Annotated in this window: 15 protein-coding genes; 10 read left to right on the forward strand and 5 right to left on the reverse strand. The window is 66.7% G+C overall.

Annotated features, from left to right (window positions below; genetic code table 11):
* Window positions 1-56 precede the first annotated feature (56 nt).
* Window positions 57-1,091, reverse strand: a complete 1,035-nt coding sequence (locus J1M43_RS08320) for a sugar-transfer associated ATP-grasp domain-containing protein (protein WP_206476457.1) — start codon at window positions 1,089-1,091, stop codon at window positions 57-59.
* Window positions 1,092-1,186: 95 nt separating this feature from the next.
* On the opposite strand from J1M43_RS08320, the gene J1M43_RS08325 reads away from it, so the two are divergent.
* The 3 genes from J1M43_RS08325 to J1M43_RS08335 are packed head-to-tail and all read left to right on the forward strand — an operon-like array spanning window position 1,187 to window position 3,947.
* Window positions 1,187-2,218: a sugar-transfer associated ATP-grasp domain-containing protein gene (locus J1M43_RS08325; RefSeq protein WP_033107141.1), complete on the forward strand. Its 1,032-nt coding sequence runs from the start codon at window positions 1,187-1,189 to the stop codon at window positions 2,216-2,218.
* Window positions 2,215-2,907, forward strand: a complete 693-nt coding sequence (locus tag J1M43_RS08330; RefSeq protein WP_234000267.1) for an alanine racemase C-terminal domain-containing protein — start codon at window positions 2,215-2,217, stop codon at window positions 2,905-2,907. Before J1M43_RS08325 ends, J1M43_RS08330 begins: the two co-directional genes overlap by 4 nt.
* A complete protein-coding gene (locus J1M43_RS08335; protein WP_241245208.1) occupies window positions 2,907-3,947 on the forward strand; it encodes an alanine racemase in 1,041 nt (346 codons plus the stop codon). The genes J1M43_RS08330 and J1M43_RS08335 overlap by 1 nt, the downstream gene beginning before the upstream one ends.
* 25 nt (window positions 3,948-3,972) lie before the next feature.
* Here the strand turns inward: J1M43_RS08335 and J1M43_RS08340 are convergent, their stop codons facing one another.
* Window positions 3,973-4,191 (reverse strand): hypothetical protein, encoded by a 219-nt coding sequence (locus J1M43_RS08340; RefSeq protein ID WP_033107139.1) that lies wholly within the window; start codon window positions 4,189-4,191, stop codon window positions 3,973-3,975.
* 183 nt (window positions 4,192-4,374) lie between these two features.
* Here J1M43_RS08340 and J1M43_RS08345 point away from each other — a divergent pair, with 183 nt between their 5' ends.
* Window positions 4,375-6,489, forward strand: coding sequence for a type IIA DNA topoisomerase subunit B (locus J1M43_RS08345; protein WP_374058519.1), 2,115 nt, complete (start codon window positions 4,375-4,377; stop codon window positions 6,487-6,489).
* A gap of 389 nt (window positions 6,490-6,878) precedes the next feature.
* Here the strand turns inward: J1M43_RS08345 and J1M43_RS08350 are convergent, their stop codons facing one another.
* Window positions 6,879-9,323 (reverse strand): DNA topoisomerase (ATP-hydrolyzing) subunit A, encoded by a 2,445-nt coding sequence (locus tag J1M43_RS08350; RefSeq protein WP_206476460.1) that lies wholly within the window; start codon window positions 9,321-9,323, stop codon window positions 6,879-6,881.
* A gap of 44 nt (window positions 9,324-9,367) precedes the next feature.
* On the opposite strand from J1M43_RS08350, the gene J1M43_RS08355 reads away from it, so the two are divergent.
* A complete protein-coding gene (locus J1M43_RS08355; RefSeq protein ID WP_033107137.1) occupies window positions 9,368-10,495 on the forward strand; it encodes an alkaline phosphatase family protein in 1,128 nt (375 codons plus the stop codon).
* A gap of 43 nt (window positions 10,496-10,538) precedes the next feature.
* Here the strand turns inward: J1M43_RS08355 and sepH are convergent, their stop codons facing one another.
* Complete coding sequence (sepH, locus tag J1M43_RS08360) at window positions 10,539-11,597, reverse strand: septation protein SepH (RefSeq protein ID WP_206476461.1); 1,059 nt, start codon at window positions 11,595-11,597, stop codon at window positions 10,539-10,541.
* A 198-nt stretch (window positions 11,598-11,795) separates the two neighbouring features.
* Between sepH and J1M43_RS08365 the strand changes: the two genes are divergently transcribed.
* Entirely contained in the window at window positions 11,796-12,089 is a 294-nt protein-coding gene (locus tag J1M43_RS08365; protein WP_033107339.1) for a DUF4193 domain-containing protein, read from the forward strand.
* Between the two features lie 97 nt (window positions 12,090-12,186).
* Here the strand turns inward: J1M43_RS08365 and J1M43_RS08370 are convergent, their stop codons facing one another.
* Window positions 12,187-12,669: a DUF3093 family protein gene (locus J1M43_RS08370; protein ID WP_033107135.1), complete on the reverse strand. Its 483-nt coding sequence runs from the start codon at window positions 12,667-12,669 to the stop codon at window positions 12,187-12,189.
* 12 nt (window positions 12,670-12,681) lie between these two features.
* Between J1M43_RS08370 and dut the strand changes: the two genes are divergently transcribed.
* The 4 genes from dut (at window position 12,682) to J1M43_RS08390 (ending at window position 17,463) form a co-directional block, all read left to right on the forward strand.
* The gene (dut, locus tag J1M43_RS08375; protein ID WP_033107338.1) at window positions 12,682-13,155 is read left to right on the forward strand and encodes a dUTP diphosphatase; all 474 of its coding nucleotides are present in this window, start codon (window positions 12,682-12,684) and stop codon (window positions 13,153-13,155) included.
* The gene (locus J1M43_RS08380; protein WP_033107134.1) at window positions 13,152-13,742 is read left to right on the forward strand and encodes a DUF3710 domain-containing protein; all 591 of its coding nucleotides are present in this window, start codon (window positions 13,152-13,154) and stop codon (window positions 13,740-13,742) included. The genes dut and J1M43_RS08380 overlap by 4 nt, the downstream gene beginning before the upstream one ends.
* Window positions 13,739-14,479 carry a DUF3159 domain-containing protein gene (locus J1M43_RS08385; RefSeq protein WP_033107133.1) on the forward strand — a complete coding sequence of 247 codons (741 nt, stop codon included), beginning with the start codon at window positions 13,739-13,741 and terminating at the stop codon, window positions 14,477-14,479. The genes J1M43_RS08380 and J1M43_RS08385 overlap by 4 nt, the downstream gene beginning before the upstream one ends.
* A 152-nt stretch (window positions 14,480-14,631) precedes the next feature.
* Window positions 14,632-17,463 (forward strand): aconitate hydratase, encoded by a 2,832-nt coding sequence (locus J1M43_RS08390; RefSeq protein WP_307823342.1) that lies wholly within the window; start codon window positions 14,632-14,634, stop codon window positions 17,461-17,463.
* The last annotated feature ends 82 nt before the right edge of the window (window positions 17,464-17,545 follow it).

Genomic DNA, 17,545 nt, shown 5'->3' on the forward strand with positions numbered 1-17,545 from the left:
CTCGCTTCGCTCGCTCAGTACACCGCTCGCTCAGCGACCCGTGGGGATGCGATCGCTCAGCGCTTGTTGTCGACCACGTCCGCGCCGATCGCGTCGCGGTAGCGGTACAGCAGGCCGGTGCGGATGCCAGAGGCCGAAGGCTTCATCTGGAAGACGCTCGAGTTGTGGTTCGCCTCGATGAGTGCGGGCCCGTCGGGCGTGATCGCGATGTCCCAGCCGACGTACGGCACCGTCGGCAGCCGCTTCGCGGCCTCGGCGATCATCGCCACGACCTCTGGGTAGAACGGCACCTGCAGACCCGTGATGGTCGTTCCGGTGGCCGGATGCCGCTGGTAGATGTTCGACTGCTTGTCGACGCCAGGATAGAGGGCGACGCCGTCGTCGTCGAGCATGGTGAACATGCCGCCGGAGGCGAAGTTGTCGATCACGGCGCCATTGCCGATGCGCAGCACGGATGCGATCACGTGCAGCTCGCCCGCCGGGTCGCGGTAGGTGATCATCCGCACGGTGTTCACGCTGTCGGGGTAGAGGGCATTCAGATCGTCGTGCTGGGTCAGCACCTCTTCGAGCAGGGTCTGGTCGCGCTCGACCAGCAGCGCCCGCCACGCTGCGACGTCTGACACCTCCGCGGTCTCGTAGATGCCGATGCCCGCGCCGCCCTCACCAGCGGCCGGCTTGGCGATCACACGAGGGTGCCGGTCGATGAAGGCACGCAGTTCGTCGTCGCCGGCCGCAGCCGCATCGATCCACTCGCGGCCGGTGAGATCGGCGAAGTCGGTGAGGAAGCGTATCTTGTCGCCGAGGATGATCTTGGAATCCGGCCCGTTGAGGGTGCGATTGAGGCGGAACGCCTTGGGGTGCGTCATCCACGTCGCCCGCTCGCGTGCGTTGAGGATGCGGATGTCCCACACGACGTAGTCGCGGAAGCCCATCTCGTAGCGCACGGAGCACCACAGCATGTCGCCGACGATGACGGGGAGAGGTGCCTTCGACACCTTCTTCACCTGGTGCGCCAATTCGAACAGCTGGGTCGGATTGAGCCGCCGAGCCCGGTCGAAAAGGTACCGGATGCGCAACCGCTTCTGATCCACCGACCCAGGCTAACACGCAGATCTCAGCGGATCCGGGCAGGCGGAGCGAGTAGCATGAGACGTTCTGACATGCCCCCGCCGAAAGGTCTTTGCCCTTGTCTCGAGACGTCGCACCCGCTGCGCGCCTGAAGTACCTTCTGAGGCGCCTCACCTCGTTCGATCCGCGTCGGGTGTGGGGGTTCGCGTCCCAGATCGCCAAGGAGCAGGGCAAGTGGGCACCGAAGGTGTTCGTCGACATGCTCGTCTGGGCGGCATTGCACGACACGGCATACATCGACTACTACGAGGCCGACTTCGCGCTGCTGACCAAGAGCGAGCGCAAGACCTTCATGACCTCGTTGATCCAGCATCATCTGGCCCAGGCGGTCAACGACCGCACCGACGTGCTGCAGTTCGAGAACAAGATCACCTTCAACCGCCGCTTCGCCGAGTACCTCGGCCGCGACTGGCTCGACCTCGATGAGGTGGATGCTGAGGGTCTGCGCGCGTTCGCTGAGAAGAACCCGATCTTCATCGCCAAGACGCCTGTAGGCCGCGAGGGCAAGGGCGTCTTCCGGTACGACGCAGCGGAGATCACTGACTGGAACGCGTTCCGCGACGAGCTGCGTGACAAGGGTCAGCGGCTCATCGAGCAGCGCATCGAGCAGCATCCGTATCTCAATGAGTACTGCGAAGGAACCGTCAACACCACCCGCGTGGCGACGTTCTTCGACGGCTCGAAGGTGCACGTGCTGATGGCAGCGCAGAAATTCGGCCGAGGCGCAGTGAGCGATCAGTTCACCTGGGGCGGCTTCTTCACGATGATCGACGAGAACGGCAAGTCCTTCGGACCGGGCCACACCGGCAAGCACAAGTCACGGTACGAGACGCACCCGGATTCGGGCAAGTCGATCGTCGACTTCGAGGTGCCGATGTGGGATCGCGTCGTCGCCCTCGTCACACGCGCCGCGCAGGAGGTGCCCACCGTGCCGTACATCGGGTGGGACGTCGCTGTCGGACCTGACGGTCCGATGCTGATCGAGGGAAACTGGACGCCGGGACTCTACGAGACCCGCGTGAGCGCCACCGGCATCCGCACCGGCAGCCGAGCGAGGCATCTTCCGGTGATCGAGGCCAGCAGGCGGTGACCCAGACCGGGAGCCTGCCGCGCGCACTCGTCTCGGCGGGAGCGTTGCGTGAGGGCGCCCGCGAGGCCGTCGCGCTCGGCGGCGAGCTGGCCGACCTTCGAGGCGACGCGCTCGGACACGGCGTGCTCGAAGTCGCCGCGGTGGTTCGCGACGCCGGAGTGCAAGCGGTCCTGGTCGACGATGCGCACGTCGCCGACCTCGTGCACGCACTGGGCGTGCGCGCTGTGACGACCGGAGAGGCGAACATCGACAGCGGCCTCCTCTACGGCCTTCCCGGCGCCCGGACCGTACCGGCGATGCGGCTCGTGGGCCGGATCGTCTCGACCAAGCCGCTGCGGGCCGGTGAAGCGGTCTCGTACGGCTACCGCCATCGCGCCGCTGTCGATACGACCGTGGCACTGGTGACCGGCGGGTACGCGCAGGGAATCGTCCGCGCGCTCGGCAGCTCGGCTCACGTCGAAGTCGACGGCGTACTGCGACCGATCGTCGGACGAGTGGCGATGGACGTATGCGTCGTCGACCTCGAGGACGCGGCGGCAGGCGACGTCGTGGGTGCGGACGTCGTCTACTTCGGTGGCACGGGTGTCGTCCGCGATGCCCTGACGGAATGGGCGGACATCACGGGGCTCGGCATCACCGAGCTCATCACCGTCGCAGGCTCCAAGGCGGTGCGCGAATGGACGCCTTGATGACGCCCTCGCTCGAGATCTCACGCACGCGCTTCCAGCAGAACCTCGCCGCGGTGCAGGAGCGGATCGGCCCCGCACAGCTCATGCTGGCGATGAAGGACGACGCATATGGTCACGGCGTGGAGTGGGCCGCCTCCGCTGCGACAGATGCGACGCGACCCGTCGAATTGTTCGGCGGCTACGACGTGCACACTTCTTTGCGCATCCGCGCGCAGGCAGAGCACGCCACGGTGTTCGCCTGGGCCGATTCGAGCGACGACGAGATCGAACGTGCATTGCGAGCCCGGATCCAGGTGGGCGTCGGAGCCGCCGAATATCTGAGACGGGTGACCGACGTCGCCGGCCGCGTCGGGCTCACCGCGCGGGTGCATCTGAAGATCGACACCGGGCTGCACCGCAACGGCATCCGGCCGGAGGACTGGCCCCGGGTTGTCGCGGATGCGATGGCCGCGCAGCGGGCGGGCCTGATCGAAGTGGTCGGCGTGTGGAGTCATCTCGCCGAAGCGAGTGACGCGGAAGACGACGAGTCCGCACGCGCGTTCCGTGACGCCGTCGAGGTGGTGCGAGCCATGGGCGCCGCGCCGCGGTCGTTGCACCTGACCGCCTCGGCGGCATCCTGGTGGCGCCCGGAGTTGCGCGGCACGGTGTGCCGGATCGGTGCGTTCTGCTACGGCATCCGCTCGGCGGACGGACCTGAGATCCCCGGTGTCACGCCGATCGCAGCGTTGCGCGCTCGGGTCATCGAGGAGCGCGCGAGTGAAGTCGTCATCGGGCTCGGCGCGTTCCACGGACTTCCCTCGAACCTCGTGGGCGCGAGCGTCGGAACCCCGGGAGGCCTGCGAGAGATCGCGCGGATCGACGCGACGAGCACGCTGGTCCGAAACTGGAGCGGCGCCCGCGTCGGTGACACGGTGACCGTGTTCGGACCGGGAGAACAGGGCGAATCGGATGCGACGACACTGGCCGAGCGCATCGACACCGTAGGCGAAGAGATCATCACCCGCCTCACCTCAGCGGTGCGGCGGGTGATCGTGGACTGACGAATCAGTCAGGCGACGGACTGTGTCACACAGCGTCGACGAGACGAGCGGTCTCATCGTGCCATGACGTCGCGACGTCGCGGAGCTTCTCTTCGTACTTGCGGCCGTGGTGGGCGCAGAAGAGCAGTTCGGAGCCGTTGACCTCGGCTGCGATGTAGGCCTGCGCGCCACATGAGTCGCAGCGGTCCATCGCGGTCAGACGGTACTCGACGGTGGAGGTCTCACGTTCGGTTGTAGCGTTCATCTCGGTGCCTCCTCGGGTATCGGCATCTCCAGTGGGAATGTCCTCAATACAACCACGGCTGGCTGATAGTCATGCCCGATGGACGGCGTGTTTCGCTCAGCGCGTACGCCGGAGTCGCGAGGATGCGTCGCCAGGGGAGTGTCTGCAGAGCATCGAACGTGGTCGCGAATAGACTCGAGGATTGTGACCGCTGAGTATTCCGCCCATCATCTTCAGGTTCTCGAAGGCCTTGAGGCGGTTCGCAAGCGCCCCGGCATGTACATCGGATCGAACGGGTCTCCAGGGCTCATGCACTGCCTGTGGGAGATCATCGACAACTCTGTCGATGAGGCCGTCGGCGGCAATGGCACACGCATCGACGTGATCCTGCATGCGGACGGCAGTGTCGAGGTGCACGACCGCGGCCGCGGCATCCCCGTCGACATCGAGCCGCGCACGGGTCTGACCGGGGTCGAGGTCGTCTACACCAAGCTCCACGCCGGCGGAAAGTTCGGCGGCGGCTCGTATGCGGCATCCGGTGGTCTGCACGGAGTAGGCGCGTCCGTCGTGAACGCGCTCTCCGAACGGCTCGACGTCGAAGTCGACCGCGGGGGCAAGACCTATGCGATGTCGTTCCACCGCGGGGAGCCGGGCAACTTCAAGGATTCGGGCGAGAAGCGACCGGATGCACCGTTCTCCCCGTTCGAGAAGAGCAGCGAGCTCAGAGTCGCAGGCAAGGCCCCGCGGGGTGTCACCGGAACGCGTGTGCGGTACTGGGCCGATCGTCAGATATTCACGAAGGATGCTGCGTTCCAGCTCGCGGAGCTCGAGAACCGCGCACGTCAGACAGCGTTCCTCGTGCCGGGGCTCGAGATCGTCGTCCGCGACGATCGTGCTTCGACAGGCTCAGCAACCGAGTCGCCGACCTCGGCGACGGAATCGGTGGAGGTCTCGTACCGCTACGACGGCGGCATCGCGGAGTTCGTCGACTACCTCGCCGTGGATGCACCGATCACCGACACCTGGCGCATTCAGGGCACCGGAACGTTCAAGGAGACGGTTCCCGTTCTGCAGGCGAACGGCCACATGACCTCGCAGGAGGTCGAGCGCGAGTGCCGGGTCGACATCGCGATGCGGTGGGGCACAGGTTACGAGACGGTCACAAGATCATTCGTGAACATCATCGCGACGCCCAAGGGCGGCACGCACCAGCAGGGATTCGAGCAGGAGCTGCTGAAGGTGCTGCGCTCCCAGGTCGAACAGAACGCGCGCAGGCTCAAGGTCGGTAACGACAAGGTCGAGAAGGACGATGTGCTCGCGGGTCTCACGGCCGTGCTCACGGTCGAGGTGCCCGAACCGCAGTTCGAGGGCCAGACCAAGGAGGTGCTCGGCACACCGGCCGTACGCCAGGTCGTGGCGCAGGTGCTCCGCAAAGAGCTCGGCGCACGGTTCACCTCGACGAAACGCGATGACAAGAACCAGGCCAGCCAGCTGCTGGACAAGGTCGTCGCCGAGATGAAGGCGCGCGTCTCCGCACGCGCGCACAAGGAGACGCAGCGTCGCAAGAACGCCCTGGAGTCATCATCGCTTCCGGCGAAGCTCGTGGACTGCCGATCCAGCGACGTCTCGCGCAGCGAGCTGTTCATCGTCGAGGGCGATTCCGCACTGGGGACCGCCCGTCGTGCCCGCGACAGCGAGATTCAGGCACTGCTGCCGATCCGCGGCAAGATCCTCAATGTGCAGCGTGCATCGATCGGCGACATGCTCTCCAACGCGGAGTGCGCGTCGATCATCCAGGTCATCGGGGCCGGCTCCGGTCGCACCTTCGACATCTCCGCGGCGCGCTACGGCAAGATCATCCTGATGAGCGACGCCGACGTCGACGGCGCGCACATCCGCACGCTGCTGCTCACTCTGTTCTTCCGCTACATGCGTCCGCTGATCGAGGAGGGACGAGTTTTCGCCGCGGTGCCTCCGCTGCACCGGGTCATCGTGATGAATCCCGGGTCCAAGCCGAACGAGACCATCTACACCTATACCGAGCAGGAGCTGCACAACCTGCTCGCGAAGCTCCGCAAGGCGAACAAGCGCTGGCATGAGCCGATCCAGCGGTACAAGGGACTCGGCGAGATGGATGCCGATCAACTGGCCAACACGACGATGGACCGAGGCGGGCGACTGCTGCGGCGCGTGCGTATGGAGGATGCCGAGGCCGCAGGCCGGGTGTTCGAACTGCTGATGGGCAACGAGGTCGCGCCCCGTCGCGAGTTCATCATCGACTCGTCCGACCAGCTCTCCCGGGAGTCGATCGACGCGTGACGTCGAACTACCGCACGGGACACGACGGCACGGGGGAGGGCGACCCTGTGATCGCCCTGATCTCCGCGCCGTCGAATCTCGGGCTGAGGCCCCCGCAACCGGGTTCGGTGCCGGGGACATCGAAGGCGCCGGAGGCCCTGCGGGAGACCGGCCTGCATGAGGTGCTGATCGGCAGGGGAGCTGTCGACTGGGGCGCTGTGCTGCCCGGTCGCTATGTCGACGACGAGGGCCGTCGCGCCGTCGGCACCGTGCGCAATCAAGGAGCGATCATCTATCACGCGCGGCTCCTCGCGCGTCGCATCGTCGAGGCTCGCGCTGCCTCGGCGATCTCGGCACCGATGCCGTCGAACGCGATTGAACGCGGCCGTCCGACGGCGCCGCCGTGCGGGTCAGATGACCGGGCGGCCGATCGAGCCGATCACGCCGTCGATCAGCTGACCCGAGGCGTCGCGCTTGGCCGGGGTCTCCGGAAGCGTGCGCACGGCACCGTCCGTGCCGACCGCGTACGCGGGAGCCGCGCCAGCCCACGCCACGGTGAGCCGATCCTCGCCGCGCAGGAATGAATGCGCGCGCACGCCGCCGGTGCCACGGCCCTTGGCGGGGAACTCCGCGAAGGCGGAGACCTTGGCGCGTCCGGCATCCGTTCCGGGGATCACGCCCTCAGCACCGGAGACGGTCGCCACGGTCGCATCGTCGCTCGAATCCACGACGCCGAAGAACAGCACGGCCGCGCTCGAGCCGAGCTTGACGCCGGCCATTCCGCCGGCCGCCGCACCCTGGGTGCGCACTGCGGATGCGGGGAAGTGGAGCAGCTGAGCATCGGTGGTGACGAACACGACCTCGGAGTCGTCTGACGCCGATGCCGCACCGACCACTGCATCTTGCGGCTTGAGGGAGATGACCTCGATCTCGGGGCGCACAGGAAGGCCGGAGGGCACGATGCGCTTGATCGTCCCCTGCGCAGTCCCCATCGCCACCGGGACATCCGATGACAGATCCACCAGCGCGAGCACCTTCTCCGAGCGCGACGTGATGCCGAGGTAGTCGCGCAGCGGCGTGCCGGCGGCCAGCTGCACCGACGTGCCGGGGACGGAAGGCAGATCGACCGGGGAGAAGCGCAGCAGGCGTCCGGTCGTGGTGATGGCACCGGCCTCGCCGCGCACGGTCGTCGTCGTCGTCGAGATGATCGCATCGTGCTTGCTGCGGCGTGCAGGGCGGCTGAGCTCCTGGCCCTCTGCGAGGTCGACACGCACCGCGCGACCCGTCGTCGACAGCGCGATGACGGTCGGCACGTCGGCGATCTGCAGATCCGGCTCGCCGGCCTTCGCACGGCGTGGCGCGGCGGGCTTACCGTTCGTCAGCAGCGTGCGCCGTGGGGTGCCGTAGGCCTCGGCCGCGGCATCCAGCTCCTTGGCGACCTGCGCACGCAGCAGCACCTCGCTTCCGAGCAGCTCGCGAAGTTGAGCGATCTCCGCCTGCAGCGCATCGCGTTCGGTCTCGAGTTCGACGCGGGAGAACTTCGTCAGGCGGCGCAGCCGGAGTTCGAGGATGTACTCGGCCTGCGCTTCGGAGAGGTCGAACACCGTCCGTAGACGTGTGCGGGCCTGCTCTGAGTCGTCGGAGGAGCGGATGACCTGGATGACCTCGTCGATGTCGAGGATCGCGACGAGAAGCCCTTCAACCAGGTGCAGGCGCTCTTCCCGCCGTGCGAGACGGTACCGACTGCGCCTGGTGATGACCTCGAGCCGGTGGCCCACGTACACGCTGAGCATCTCTTTCAGGCCCAGCGTGCGCGGCTGCCCTTCGACGAGTGCGACATTGTTGATGTTGAACGAGTCTTCCAAGGGCGTCAGCCGATAAAGCTGCTCGAGCACGGCGTTCGGGTCGAAGCCGGTCTTGATGCCGATCGCGACACGCAGGCCGTGCTGACGGTCTGTGAGGTCGTTGACATCGCTGATGCCCTGCAGCTTCTTCGCCTGCACGGCATCGCGGATCTTCTCGATCAGTCGTTCAGGGCCGACCATGTAGGGCAGTTCGGTGACGATGATGCCGGTGCGCCGGGGGCCGATGGATTCGACGGAGACCTTGCCGCGCACCTTGAAGGCGCCGCGGCCGTTCGAGTAGGCGTCTTTGATGCCGTCCAGCCCCATGATGATGCCGCCCGAGGGGAAATCGGGTCCTGGGACGAACTCCATCAGCTCGTCGAGGGTGGCATCCGGATTCTCGAGCAGATGGATGGCTGCGGCGACGACCTCGATGAGGTTGTGCGGCGCCATGTTCGTCGCCATGCCCACGGCGATGCCGCTGGCACCGTTGACGAGGAGGTTGGGGAACGCTGCCGGCAGCACGGCCGGCTGCTGGAACTGGCCGTCGTAGTTCGGCACGAAGTCGACGACGTCTTCGTCGAGGTTCTCGGTGAGCGCGAGCGAGGCCGGTGCGAGGCGGGCCTCGGTGTAGCGGGATGCGGCGGGGCCGTCGTCGAGGGAGCCGAAGTTTCCATGCCCGTCGACGAGCGGCACCCGGAGTGCGAAGTCCTGCGACAGACGTACGAGTGCGTCATAGATGGCGGAGTCGCCGTGGGGGTGCAGCTTTCCCATCACCTCGCCGACGACTCGGGCGCTCTTGACATGGCCGCGGTCTGGGCGCAGTCCCATCTCCGCCATCTGATACAGGATGCGGCGCTGCACGGGCTTGAGTCCGTCGCGGGCATCCGGGAGCGCGCGGGAATAGATCACCGAGTAGGCGTACTCGAGGAATGATCCTTGCATCTCGGAGGACAGATCGATGTCCTGGATGCGCTCCTCGACGGGCTCGGTGGATTCGGTGCGGGGCATGGACTTCCTGGGGACGATGCTGGGCCTGTGAAAGACTGGCTCGGATGTCTCTGATTCTACCGTCCGCGCCGACGCCCGCCCGGAGCCTGACCGGGGTGGCGGGCGACTTGCTGGTGGCGCTCGAGGGTGCCGACGGGGCGCTGAGACCTGCCCGATCGGTCGTCCTCGTCATCGTCGATGGACTCGGTGCGATCCAGCTGCGCGGACACGCCGGCCATGCCCGTCGCATGACGGCCGGCCTGGGCAAGAAGGACGTCGCCTACTCGGTGTTCCCCACGACCACGGCGGCAGCGCTCACGAGCACTCTGACCGGCCTGGAGCCGGGCGAGCACGGATTGGTGGGCTACCGCGTGCTCGATCGGGAGCACGACAGGCTGGTGAACCAGCTCTCCGGATGGGAGAGCGACGGCATAGATCCGCTCGTCTGGCAACCGGCGCCCCCGGTGTTCGAGCGAGCGATCGCGGCGGGGCACGGCGCCTTCGCGGTCGGTATTGCCGCTTACGCGCACAGCGGCTTCACGAGGGCGACCATGCGAGGTGCCGCGTTCGTCGCGGCGAAGACACCGGCCGAGCGCGTGGCCGTCGCCTACCAGCTCGCCGCTGACAACCCCGGCTCGCTCGTGTACTGCTACCTCCCTGAAGTCGACAAGGCGGGGCACAAGCACGGTGTCGAGTCTGCGGAATGGATCGCGGCGCTGGAAGAGATCGACGGAGCGCTCTCGGCGGTCCCTCCGCGCCAGGTCGGAGTGCTCGTCACGGCGGATCACGGCATGATCGACGTTCCTGCGCATCGGCATGTCGTCCTCGACGAAGGCGACGCCCGCCTGGACGGGGTGCGTCACATCGGGGGAGAGCCCCGCATGCTGCACGTGTACCTGGAACCGGATGCCGATGCCGAGGCGGCGCTTCAACGATGGCGTATCGCGAGCGAGGGCGACGCCGAAGTGCTCAGCGGCACCGAGGCGATCGCGACCGGCCTGTTCGGTGCGCGCGTGACGCCGGCTGCGGCCTCCCGCATCGGCGATCTGCTGGTGATCGCACGCGGCAACAGGGCGTTCTACGACGGCACCGCCGAAGACCAGCGCGCGCGCGGAATGGTCGGCCAGCACGGTGCACTGACACCCGAGGAACGACAGGTTCCGTACATCCTGCGTGGGGCGTTCGCGGTCTGATCGAGCGTGGAACTGCGTCGGCTCAGCAGCCGATGCGTGCGCGTCAGTCGTCGGTGCGTGCGCCGAAGACGATCTCGTCCCACGACGGCATCGCATTGCGGCGGCGACGTCGTCCGGAGGTGTCGCTCGAAGAGTCCTGAGGCGCGGCATCCGGTGCGCGCTTCGGTTTCTGCTCCACGTACTCCGGCTCGAGAGACTCGAACAGCGCGATGGGTCCCGAGTCTTCCGCGCGGTCATGCTGCTCAGAGGATTCCTCATCCAGCAGAGGCGCACTCTCACGCTGTCCTCGGCGTCGGCGAAGGGCCTCGAGCAGATCGGCCGTCTCAGCACTCGTCACCGACTCGTCGGGCGCGCGCTTGATCGCAGCTGCCTGCGCTGCGGCGTTGGAGCGCTCCGGCGGCAGGGGCTCTTCGACGTCCGCCTCCGGGGCGGGCAGCAGCCGTGGGCCGAACGCACCGGAGTCGAAGCGGCTGTCGTCCTTGTAGGGGGACTCGGCACGGTCGCTGTCGACGGCGCGCAGGCGAGGAATGAGGCCCTCGGGCAGCGAGCCCTGCCGTGAGAGTTGCGTGGCATCCGCGTTCAGGGGCGAGAGCGCGCTGCGGCGCGGGTCGAAGCTCCAGCGGGCATCGTGCGACACCTCGTTGGCGTCGAACTCGAGTTTGACGATCCAGCCGGAATCGTCCTTCCAGCTGGCCCAGCGTTCTGCCGATGCCTGAAGATCGGCGAGCTTCGCGTGGATCGCGACGCCGAACGTCGGCTGAGCGTCTGGTTCGACCTCGCTGCCGATGAGCACAGGCACGGCGAGTGCCTGTCCGATGATGTGCTCGCGCTCGGCCAGCACAGGTCCTTCGAAGCGGGCGACATCGTCGACGCCGATCCCGAGAAGCTCGGCGACCTCGACTGCCGAGAGCCCGGAGCGGATGTGCGCCTGGATCTCGCGAGGGCTGGCGATGACGCGCGGGGCGTCGTCCGAGTCCCGGCGACGTGCGCGACGGATCTCGCGCTGCAGCACATCGTCGATGGCCAGCGCGAATCGCTCGCCGGAACCGGTGGCGAGGATCAGCAGGTCGTCTTCGGTGCCGACGATAGTGACGTTTTCCATGCGAATGCCCCTCTGATGGGTGTTCGATCATGGTGTCACGCACAGTCGCTCCGAGCCGGGAATACGCTGGGCGTGCCGTGAGTTTGATCTGCTGCGCGTGGCGGCATTTGCTAAATGTCTCTGCGTCGTGCAAACTATGCCCGCCGCGTACCCGACGGCGCACCGCCCACTAGCACCATGAAAGTGGAGATCTACCGCATGGCAACCGACTACGACGCCCCCCGAAAGAGCGAAGACGACTCCGAGTCGATCGAAGCACTCAAGGAGCGTGTGCCGGACAAACTGTCTGGCACGACCGGCGACGAGGACTCCGACAACCCGTCGAGTTTCGACCTCCCGGGTGCCGACCTCTCCGACCTCGAACTCGATGTCGTCGTGCTGCCAGCGCAGCAGGACGAGTTCACCTGCATGAGCTGCTTCCTCGTGAAGCACCGCTCGCAGCTCGATCACGAAGGCGCAGAAGGTCCGATCTGCAAGGAGTGCGCTGCCTGACGGCAGACGCACCGCGTTCACGCGCCCCGGCCGTATGGCTTGGGGCGCGTTGTCGTGCCAGGACGGATTGCGTCGTCGTGCCAGGACGGATTGCCGCTCAGGCGTGAGCGGATGCGGCCGCCTGGGCATCCTGGATCGCCGCGAGCAGCCGGTCAGGGGTGCGCGTGGAGATGGTCCAACTGGTCACTGGGTCGTCCGGGTCGGTGTTCTGGATGACCACGATGCCGTCGATGCCGCCGCGGATGAGGTGCCAGCCGCGCGCTGGCAGCGCGGTACCACGCGCCTCACGTGCTTCGTCACCGACCAGCGCGACGCCGGAGCCGAGCCACCGCGCGTCGATATGCGCTCTGCCGGTGCGCAGCACGGTGCCCGTCACACTGACGGCGGGTGATGCGGCGATGAGACCCACGATCAGCAGCACCGCCGCCGCCGCGCCGATCAGCAGAGCCAGCAGCGAACCCAGCGGTGTGAAGGTCAGCGCCACCATCGGCCCGATCACGGCTGCTGTCACGAGCAGCCAGAGGCTCGGGGAAAGACGTTCGCGATAGCGAACGAGCGTGTCAGGGGTGTGGTTCTGCATTAGCCTCGTGTGGTGAGCGATTCCGTTGATCTACCCATTATCGCGTCTCTTGCGCCGCATTACGCGCATCCGGGTGATGCCGGCGCCGATCTGGTCGCGGCCGAGGCCGTGCGACTCGAGCCGGGCGAACGTGCCCTCGTGCCCACGGGCGTAAGGATCGCGCTGCCCGACGGCTACGCCGCGTTCGTCGTGCCGCGCAGCGGTCTCGCAGCAAAGCACGGGATCACGATCGTCAACGCGCCGGGCACGGTGGATGCCGGATACCGCGGTGAGATCAAGGTGAGTCTGCTCAACACGGACAGATCGAACGCGTACGATGTGGCCGTCGGAGACCGGATCGCGCAGTTGATCCTGATGCCGGTGACGCGTGCGAACTTCATCCCGGTCGACGAGTTACCGGAGAGCGCCCGTGGTGCGGACGGATTCGGATCCACCGGATATCAGGCACCCTCGCAGAGCGCCGAACAGGCAGGAAACAGCAGATGACTGAAGAGATCACACAGCCGCCGTCGAAGTCGGCACCGGCGAACCGCTCGACAGACGGACCGTTCGATGAGTCCGAGGCGAACCCGATCCGCCCGTACATCGACCTCGGGGGCATCAAGATCCTCCCGCGCGAAGGACTGAATCTGCGTCTCGAGGTCGAGGAGCAGACCAAGCGCATCGTCGCCGTCGGACTCGACTACGCCGACTCGTCGCTTCAGGTGCAGCCGTTCGCCGCGCCGCGCACGCTCGGTCTCTGGCACGAGACGCGTGCGCAGCTGGTCGACCAGGTCCGCCAGCAGGGCGGGCGTGTCGAAGAGCGCGAGGGTCCGCTGGGCAAGGAACTCCTCGCCGAGGTGCCCAGCCCCGCATCCGAGGGTTCGGAGTTGCGGCTCGCGCGATTCGTCGGCGTCGACGGACCGCGCTGGTTCCTGCGAGGAGTGATCGGCGGATCTGCGGCTTCTGACCCCGATGCCGCCGCGAAGATCGAGGACCTGTTCCGCTCGATCGTCGTGGTTCGCGGAGGCGCACCGATGCCGCCGCGCGATCTGATCCCGCTCAAGATGCCGGCCACGCCCGGATCCGCGTGAGCGGCGACAACCACGAAAGCGACGAGGCGCGCGAGCAGAGCACCTCAGAGCTCCTCGGCGCCGCACTCGGCGGCGCCGCACGCAGGGCCGGCCTGGATCCTGCCGAGGACGCCAGCACGCACAAGGTCGTCTGGTCGGCGATCGGCGGATGGCGTGGCGTGCTCGAATCTGTGCTGCCGAGCCTCGCGTTCGTCGTCCTGTTCACACTCCGGCCCGAACCGCTCATCCTCGCGCTCGGCGTCTCCGTCGGGCTCGCCGCCGTGTTCACCATCGTGCGTCTGGTGCAGAAGTCACCGCCCTCGGCGGCACTGGGCGGTTTGATCGCCGCAGGCGCAGCCGCCGCCCTCGCGCTGTGGACCGGTCGCGGCGCCGACAACTTCGTGCCTGGCCTCATCACGAACGCCGTGTACGGCACGGTCCTGCTCGTCTCGGCCCTCATCGGCTGGTCGCTGATCGGCATCGCCGCCGGCTTCCTCATGGGTGAGGCGACGGCGTGGCGGGCGGACAAGCGCAAGCGCCGCGCGTTCCGCTGGCTCGGCATCGCATGGGCCGCACTGTTCTTCGCGCGTCTGGCGGTACAGCTGCCGTTGTACCTGACCGATCAGGTGACGGCGCTGGGCACACTGAAGCTCATCATGGGGCTGCCGCTGTTCGCGCCGTTGATCGCGGTCACCTGGCTTGTGGTGCGAGCGCTCTATCCTCGCGAGTCGCCGCAGTCCACAGCATCCCGTTCGTGATAGATTTATCTTGACATCAAGATAAATTGTGACCTTTCGCTGATGGGCTTTCACGGCGCACACTGTTAGGTGTGCCTTGCTAGCCGACAGCGTCGCACGCGAGCAAGATGGAGTCGCCTGTCGCTTCCATCAGACAAGAAGGAGACGGAATCGTGTCCACGGTGAACAGCTTCGGTGCCAAGAGCACCCTGACGGTCGGCAGTACCGACTATGAGATCTTCCGTGTTGACGCGGTTCCCGGCTTTGAGAAGCTGCCGTTCAGCCTGAAGGTGCTCCTCGAGAACCTGCTTCGCACCGAAGACGGTGCGAACGTGACGAAGGCGCAGATCGAAGCGCTCGGGTCGTGGGATGCCGCGGCGGATCCCAGCACGGAGATCCAGTTCTCGCCGGCACGCGTGGTGATGCAGGACTTCACCGGTGTGCCCTGCATCGTCGACCTCGCCACCATGCGCGAGGCTGTCACCGCTCTCGGCGGCGACCCGAACAAGATCAACCCGCTCTCACCGGCAGAGATGGTCATCGATCACTCGGTCATCGCGGATCTCTTCGGCTCAGAGAACGCTCTCGAGCGCAACGTCGAGATCGAGTACGAGCGCAACGGTGAGCGTTACCAGTTCCTGCGTTGGGGCCAGACCGCGTTCAACGACTTCAAAGTCGTTCCTCCAGGCACCGGCATCGTGCACCAGGTGAACATCGAGCACCTCGCAAAGGTCATCTACGACCGCACCAACGGCGGAGTCCTCCAGGCGTACCCAGACACCTGCGTCGGTACAGACTCGCACACCACGATGGTCAACGGCCTCGGGGTGCTGGGCTGGGGCGTCGGCGGTATCGAGGCCGAGGCGGCCATGCTCGGCCAGCCCGTCTCGATGCTCATCCCGCGCGTCGTCGGCTTCAGGCTCACCGGCGAGATCCCCGCCGGCGTCACCGCGACCGACGTCGTGCTCACGATCACCGACATGCTGCGTAAGCACGGCGTCGTCGGCAAGTTCGTCGAGTTCTACGGTGCCGGCGTCGCATCCGTACCGCTGGCCAACCGCGCCACGATCGGCAACATGTCGCCCGAGTTCGGTTCGACCGCGGCGATCTTCCCGATCGACGAGGTCACCACCGACTACCTACGTCTGACCGGCCGTGACGAGCAGGCCGTCACCCTCGTCGAGGTATATGCGAAGCTGCAGGGTCTGTGGCACGACGCGGACAAGGAGCCCGTCTTCAGCGAGTACATGGAGCTCGACCTCAGCACGGTCGTGCCGTCGATCGCAGGCCCGAAGCGCCCGCAGGACCGCATCCTCCTCTCCGAAGCCAAGTCGCAGTTCGAGCAGGACATCGTCAACTACGCCGACCCATCCACCTCGGACTCGCTCGTCGACCTCGAGTCCAAGCACTCGTTCCCGGCATCCGACCCGGGTGCGGGCCCTGGCGATGAGGACCACGACACTCGCCCTGTGCACATCTCCAGTGGGGTCAACGGCTCCTCCAAGCCGGTTCCGGTGACCACTCCCGATGGCGAGAGCTACATCCTCGACCACGGTGCGGTCACTCTCGCGGCGATCACCTCGTGCACCAACACGTCCAACCCCTCGGTGATGATGGCGGCGGGTCTTCTCGCTCGCAAGGCGCGCGAACGCGGCCTGAAGCAGAAGCCGTGGGTCAAGACGACGCTCGGCCCCGGTTCCAAGGTCGTCACCGACTACTACGAGAAGTCCGGTCTCGACAAGGACCTCGAGGGTCTCGGCTTCTACACGGTCGGCTACGGCTGCACGATCTGCATCGGCAACTCGGGTCCGCTGATCGAAGAGGTCTCCGCCGCGGTCAACGACCACGACCTCGCCGTGACGGCTGTGCTCTCGGGCAACCGCAACTTCGAGGGTCGCATCAGCCCCGACGTCAAGATGAACTACCTCGCATCTCCGCCGCTGGTGGTGGCGTACGCGCTGGCAGGTTCCATGCACTTCGACTTCGAGACCGATGCGCTCGGCAAGGACGAGAAGGGCGAGGACGTGTTCCTGAAGGACATCTGGCCCGCGCCGGGTGAGATCCAGGACATCATCGACTCGTCGATCTCGCGCGAGCAGTTCATCAAGCAGTACGCGACCGTCTTCGACGGCGACGAGCGCTGGACGAGCCTGCCCACCCCGACCGGCCCGATCTTCGAGTGGGACGACCAGTCGACCTACGTGCGTCGTCCTCCGTACTTCGAGGGCATGACGATGGAGCTGACCCCGGTCAGCGACATCACCGGCGCGCGTGTGCTGGCGACCCTGGGCGATTCGGTCACGACCGACCACATCAGCCCTGCGGGCAACATCAAGATCGGCACGCCGGCGGCGAAGTACCTCGAGGAGCACGGTGTGCGCCAGAAGGACTTCAACTCCTTCGGGTCGCGCCGAGGCAACCACGAGGTGATGATCCGCGGCACGTTCGCGAACATCCGCTTGAGGAACCAGCTGGTTCGCGCGGTCAACGACGGTGCGGAGGTCGAGGGTGGTTTCACCCGCGACTTCACGCAGACGGACGCACCGCAGTCGTTCATCTACGACGCCAGCCAGAACTACCAGGAGGCCGGCACTCCGCTGGTGATCTTCGGTGGCAAGGAGTACGGCTCCGGCTCCTCCCGCGACTGGGCGGCCAAGGGCACCAGCCTGCTGGGCGTCAAGGCGGTCATCACCGAGAGCTTCGAGCGCATCCACCGCTCGAACCTCATCGGCATGGGCGTCGTTCCGCTGCAGTTCCCGGCGGGCGAGAGCTGGGAGTCACTGGGACTCGACGGTACCGAGGTCGTCTCGATCAGCGGTCTGGAAGAGCTCAACAACGGCACCACTCCGAAGACGGTCCACGTGACGGCCTCACCGAGCGAGCACTCGCCTGAGGGCAAGCAGGTCGTGGAGTTCGACGCGGTCGTCCGCATCGACACACCCGGTGAAGCCGACTACTACCGCAACGGCGGCATCCTGCAGTACGTGCTTCGTTCACTCGTCTGATCGATCGCACAGGAGGGCCCGGGCGCACAGCGCCCGGGCCCTCCTGGCATACCCGGTGCGCTCGCGCCGCGCAAGCGGGTTA

Source organism: Microbacterium sp. KRD172, from assembly GCF_017168295.1.
In the GTDB taxonomy this organism is placed as follows: Bacteria; Actinomycetota; Actinomycetes; order Actinomycetales; family Microbacteriaceae; genus Microbacterium; species Microbacterium profundi.

Coding starts and splice junctions, on each gene's coding strand:
- sepH (WP_206476461.1), bottom strand. CDS start 11,597: ATGGAAAACGTCACTATCGTCGGCACCGAAGACGACCTGCTGATCCTC.
- J1M43_RS08335 (WP_241245208.1), top strand. CDS start 2,907: ATGACGCCCTCGCTCGAGATCTCACGCACGCGCTTCCAGCAGAACCTC.
- J1M43_RS08380 (WP_033107134.1), top strand. CDS start 13,152: ATGACTGAAGAGATCACACAGCCGCCGTCGAAGTCGGCACCGGCGAAC.
- J1M43_RS08370 (WP_033107135.1), bottom strand. CDS start 12,669: ATGCAGAACCACACCCCTGACACGCTCGTTCGCTATCGCGAACGTCTT.
- J1M43_RS08350 (WP_206476460.1), bottom strand. CDS start 9,323: ATGCCCCGCACCGAATCCACCGAGCCCGTCGAGGAGCGCATCCAGGAC.
- J1M43_RS08340 (WP_033107139.1), bottom strand. CDS start 4,191: ATGAACGCTACAACCGAACGTGAGACCTCCACCGTCGAGTACCGTCTG.
- J1M43_RS08355 (WP_033107137.1), top strand. CDS start 9,368: ATGTCTCTGATTCTACCGTCCGCGCCGACGCCCGCCCGGAGCCTGACC.
- J1M43_RS08365 (WP_033107339.1), top strand. CDS start 11,796: ATGGCAACCGACTACGACGCCCCCCGAAAGAGCGAAGACGACTCCGAG.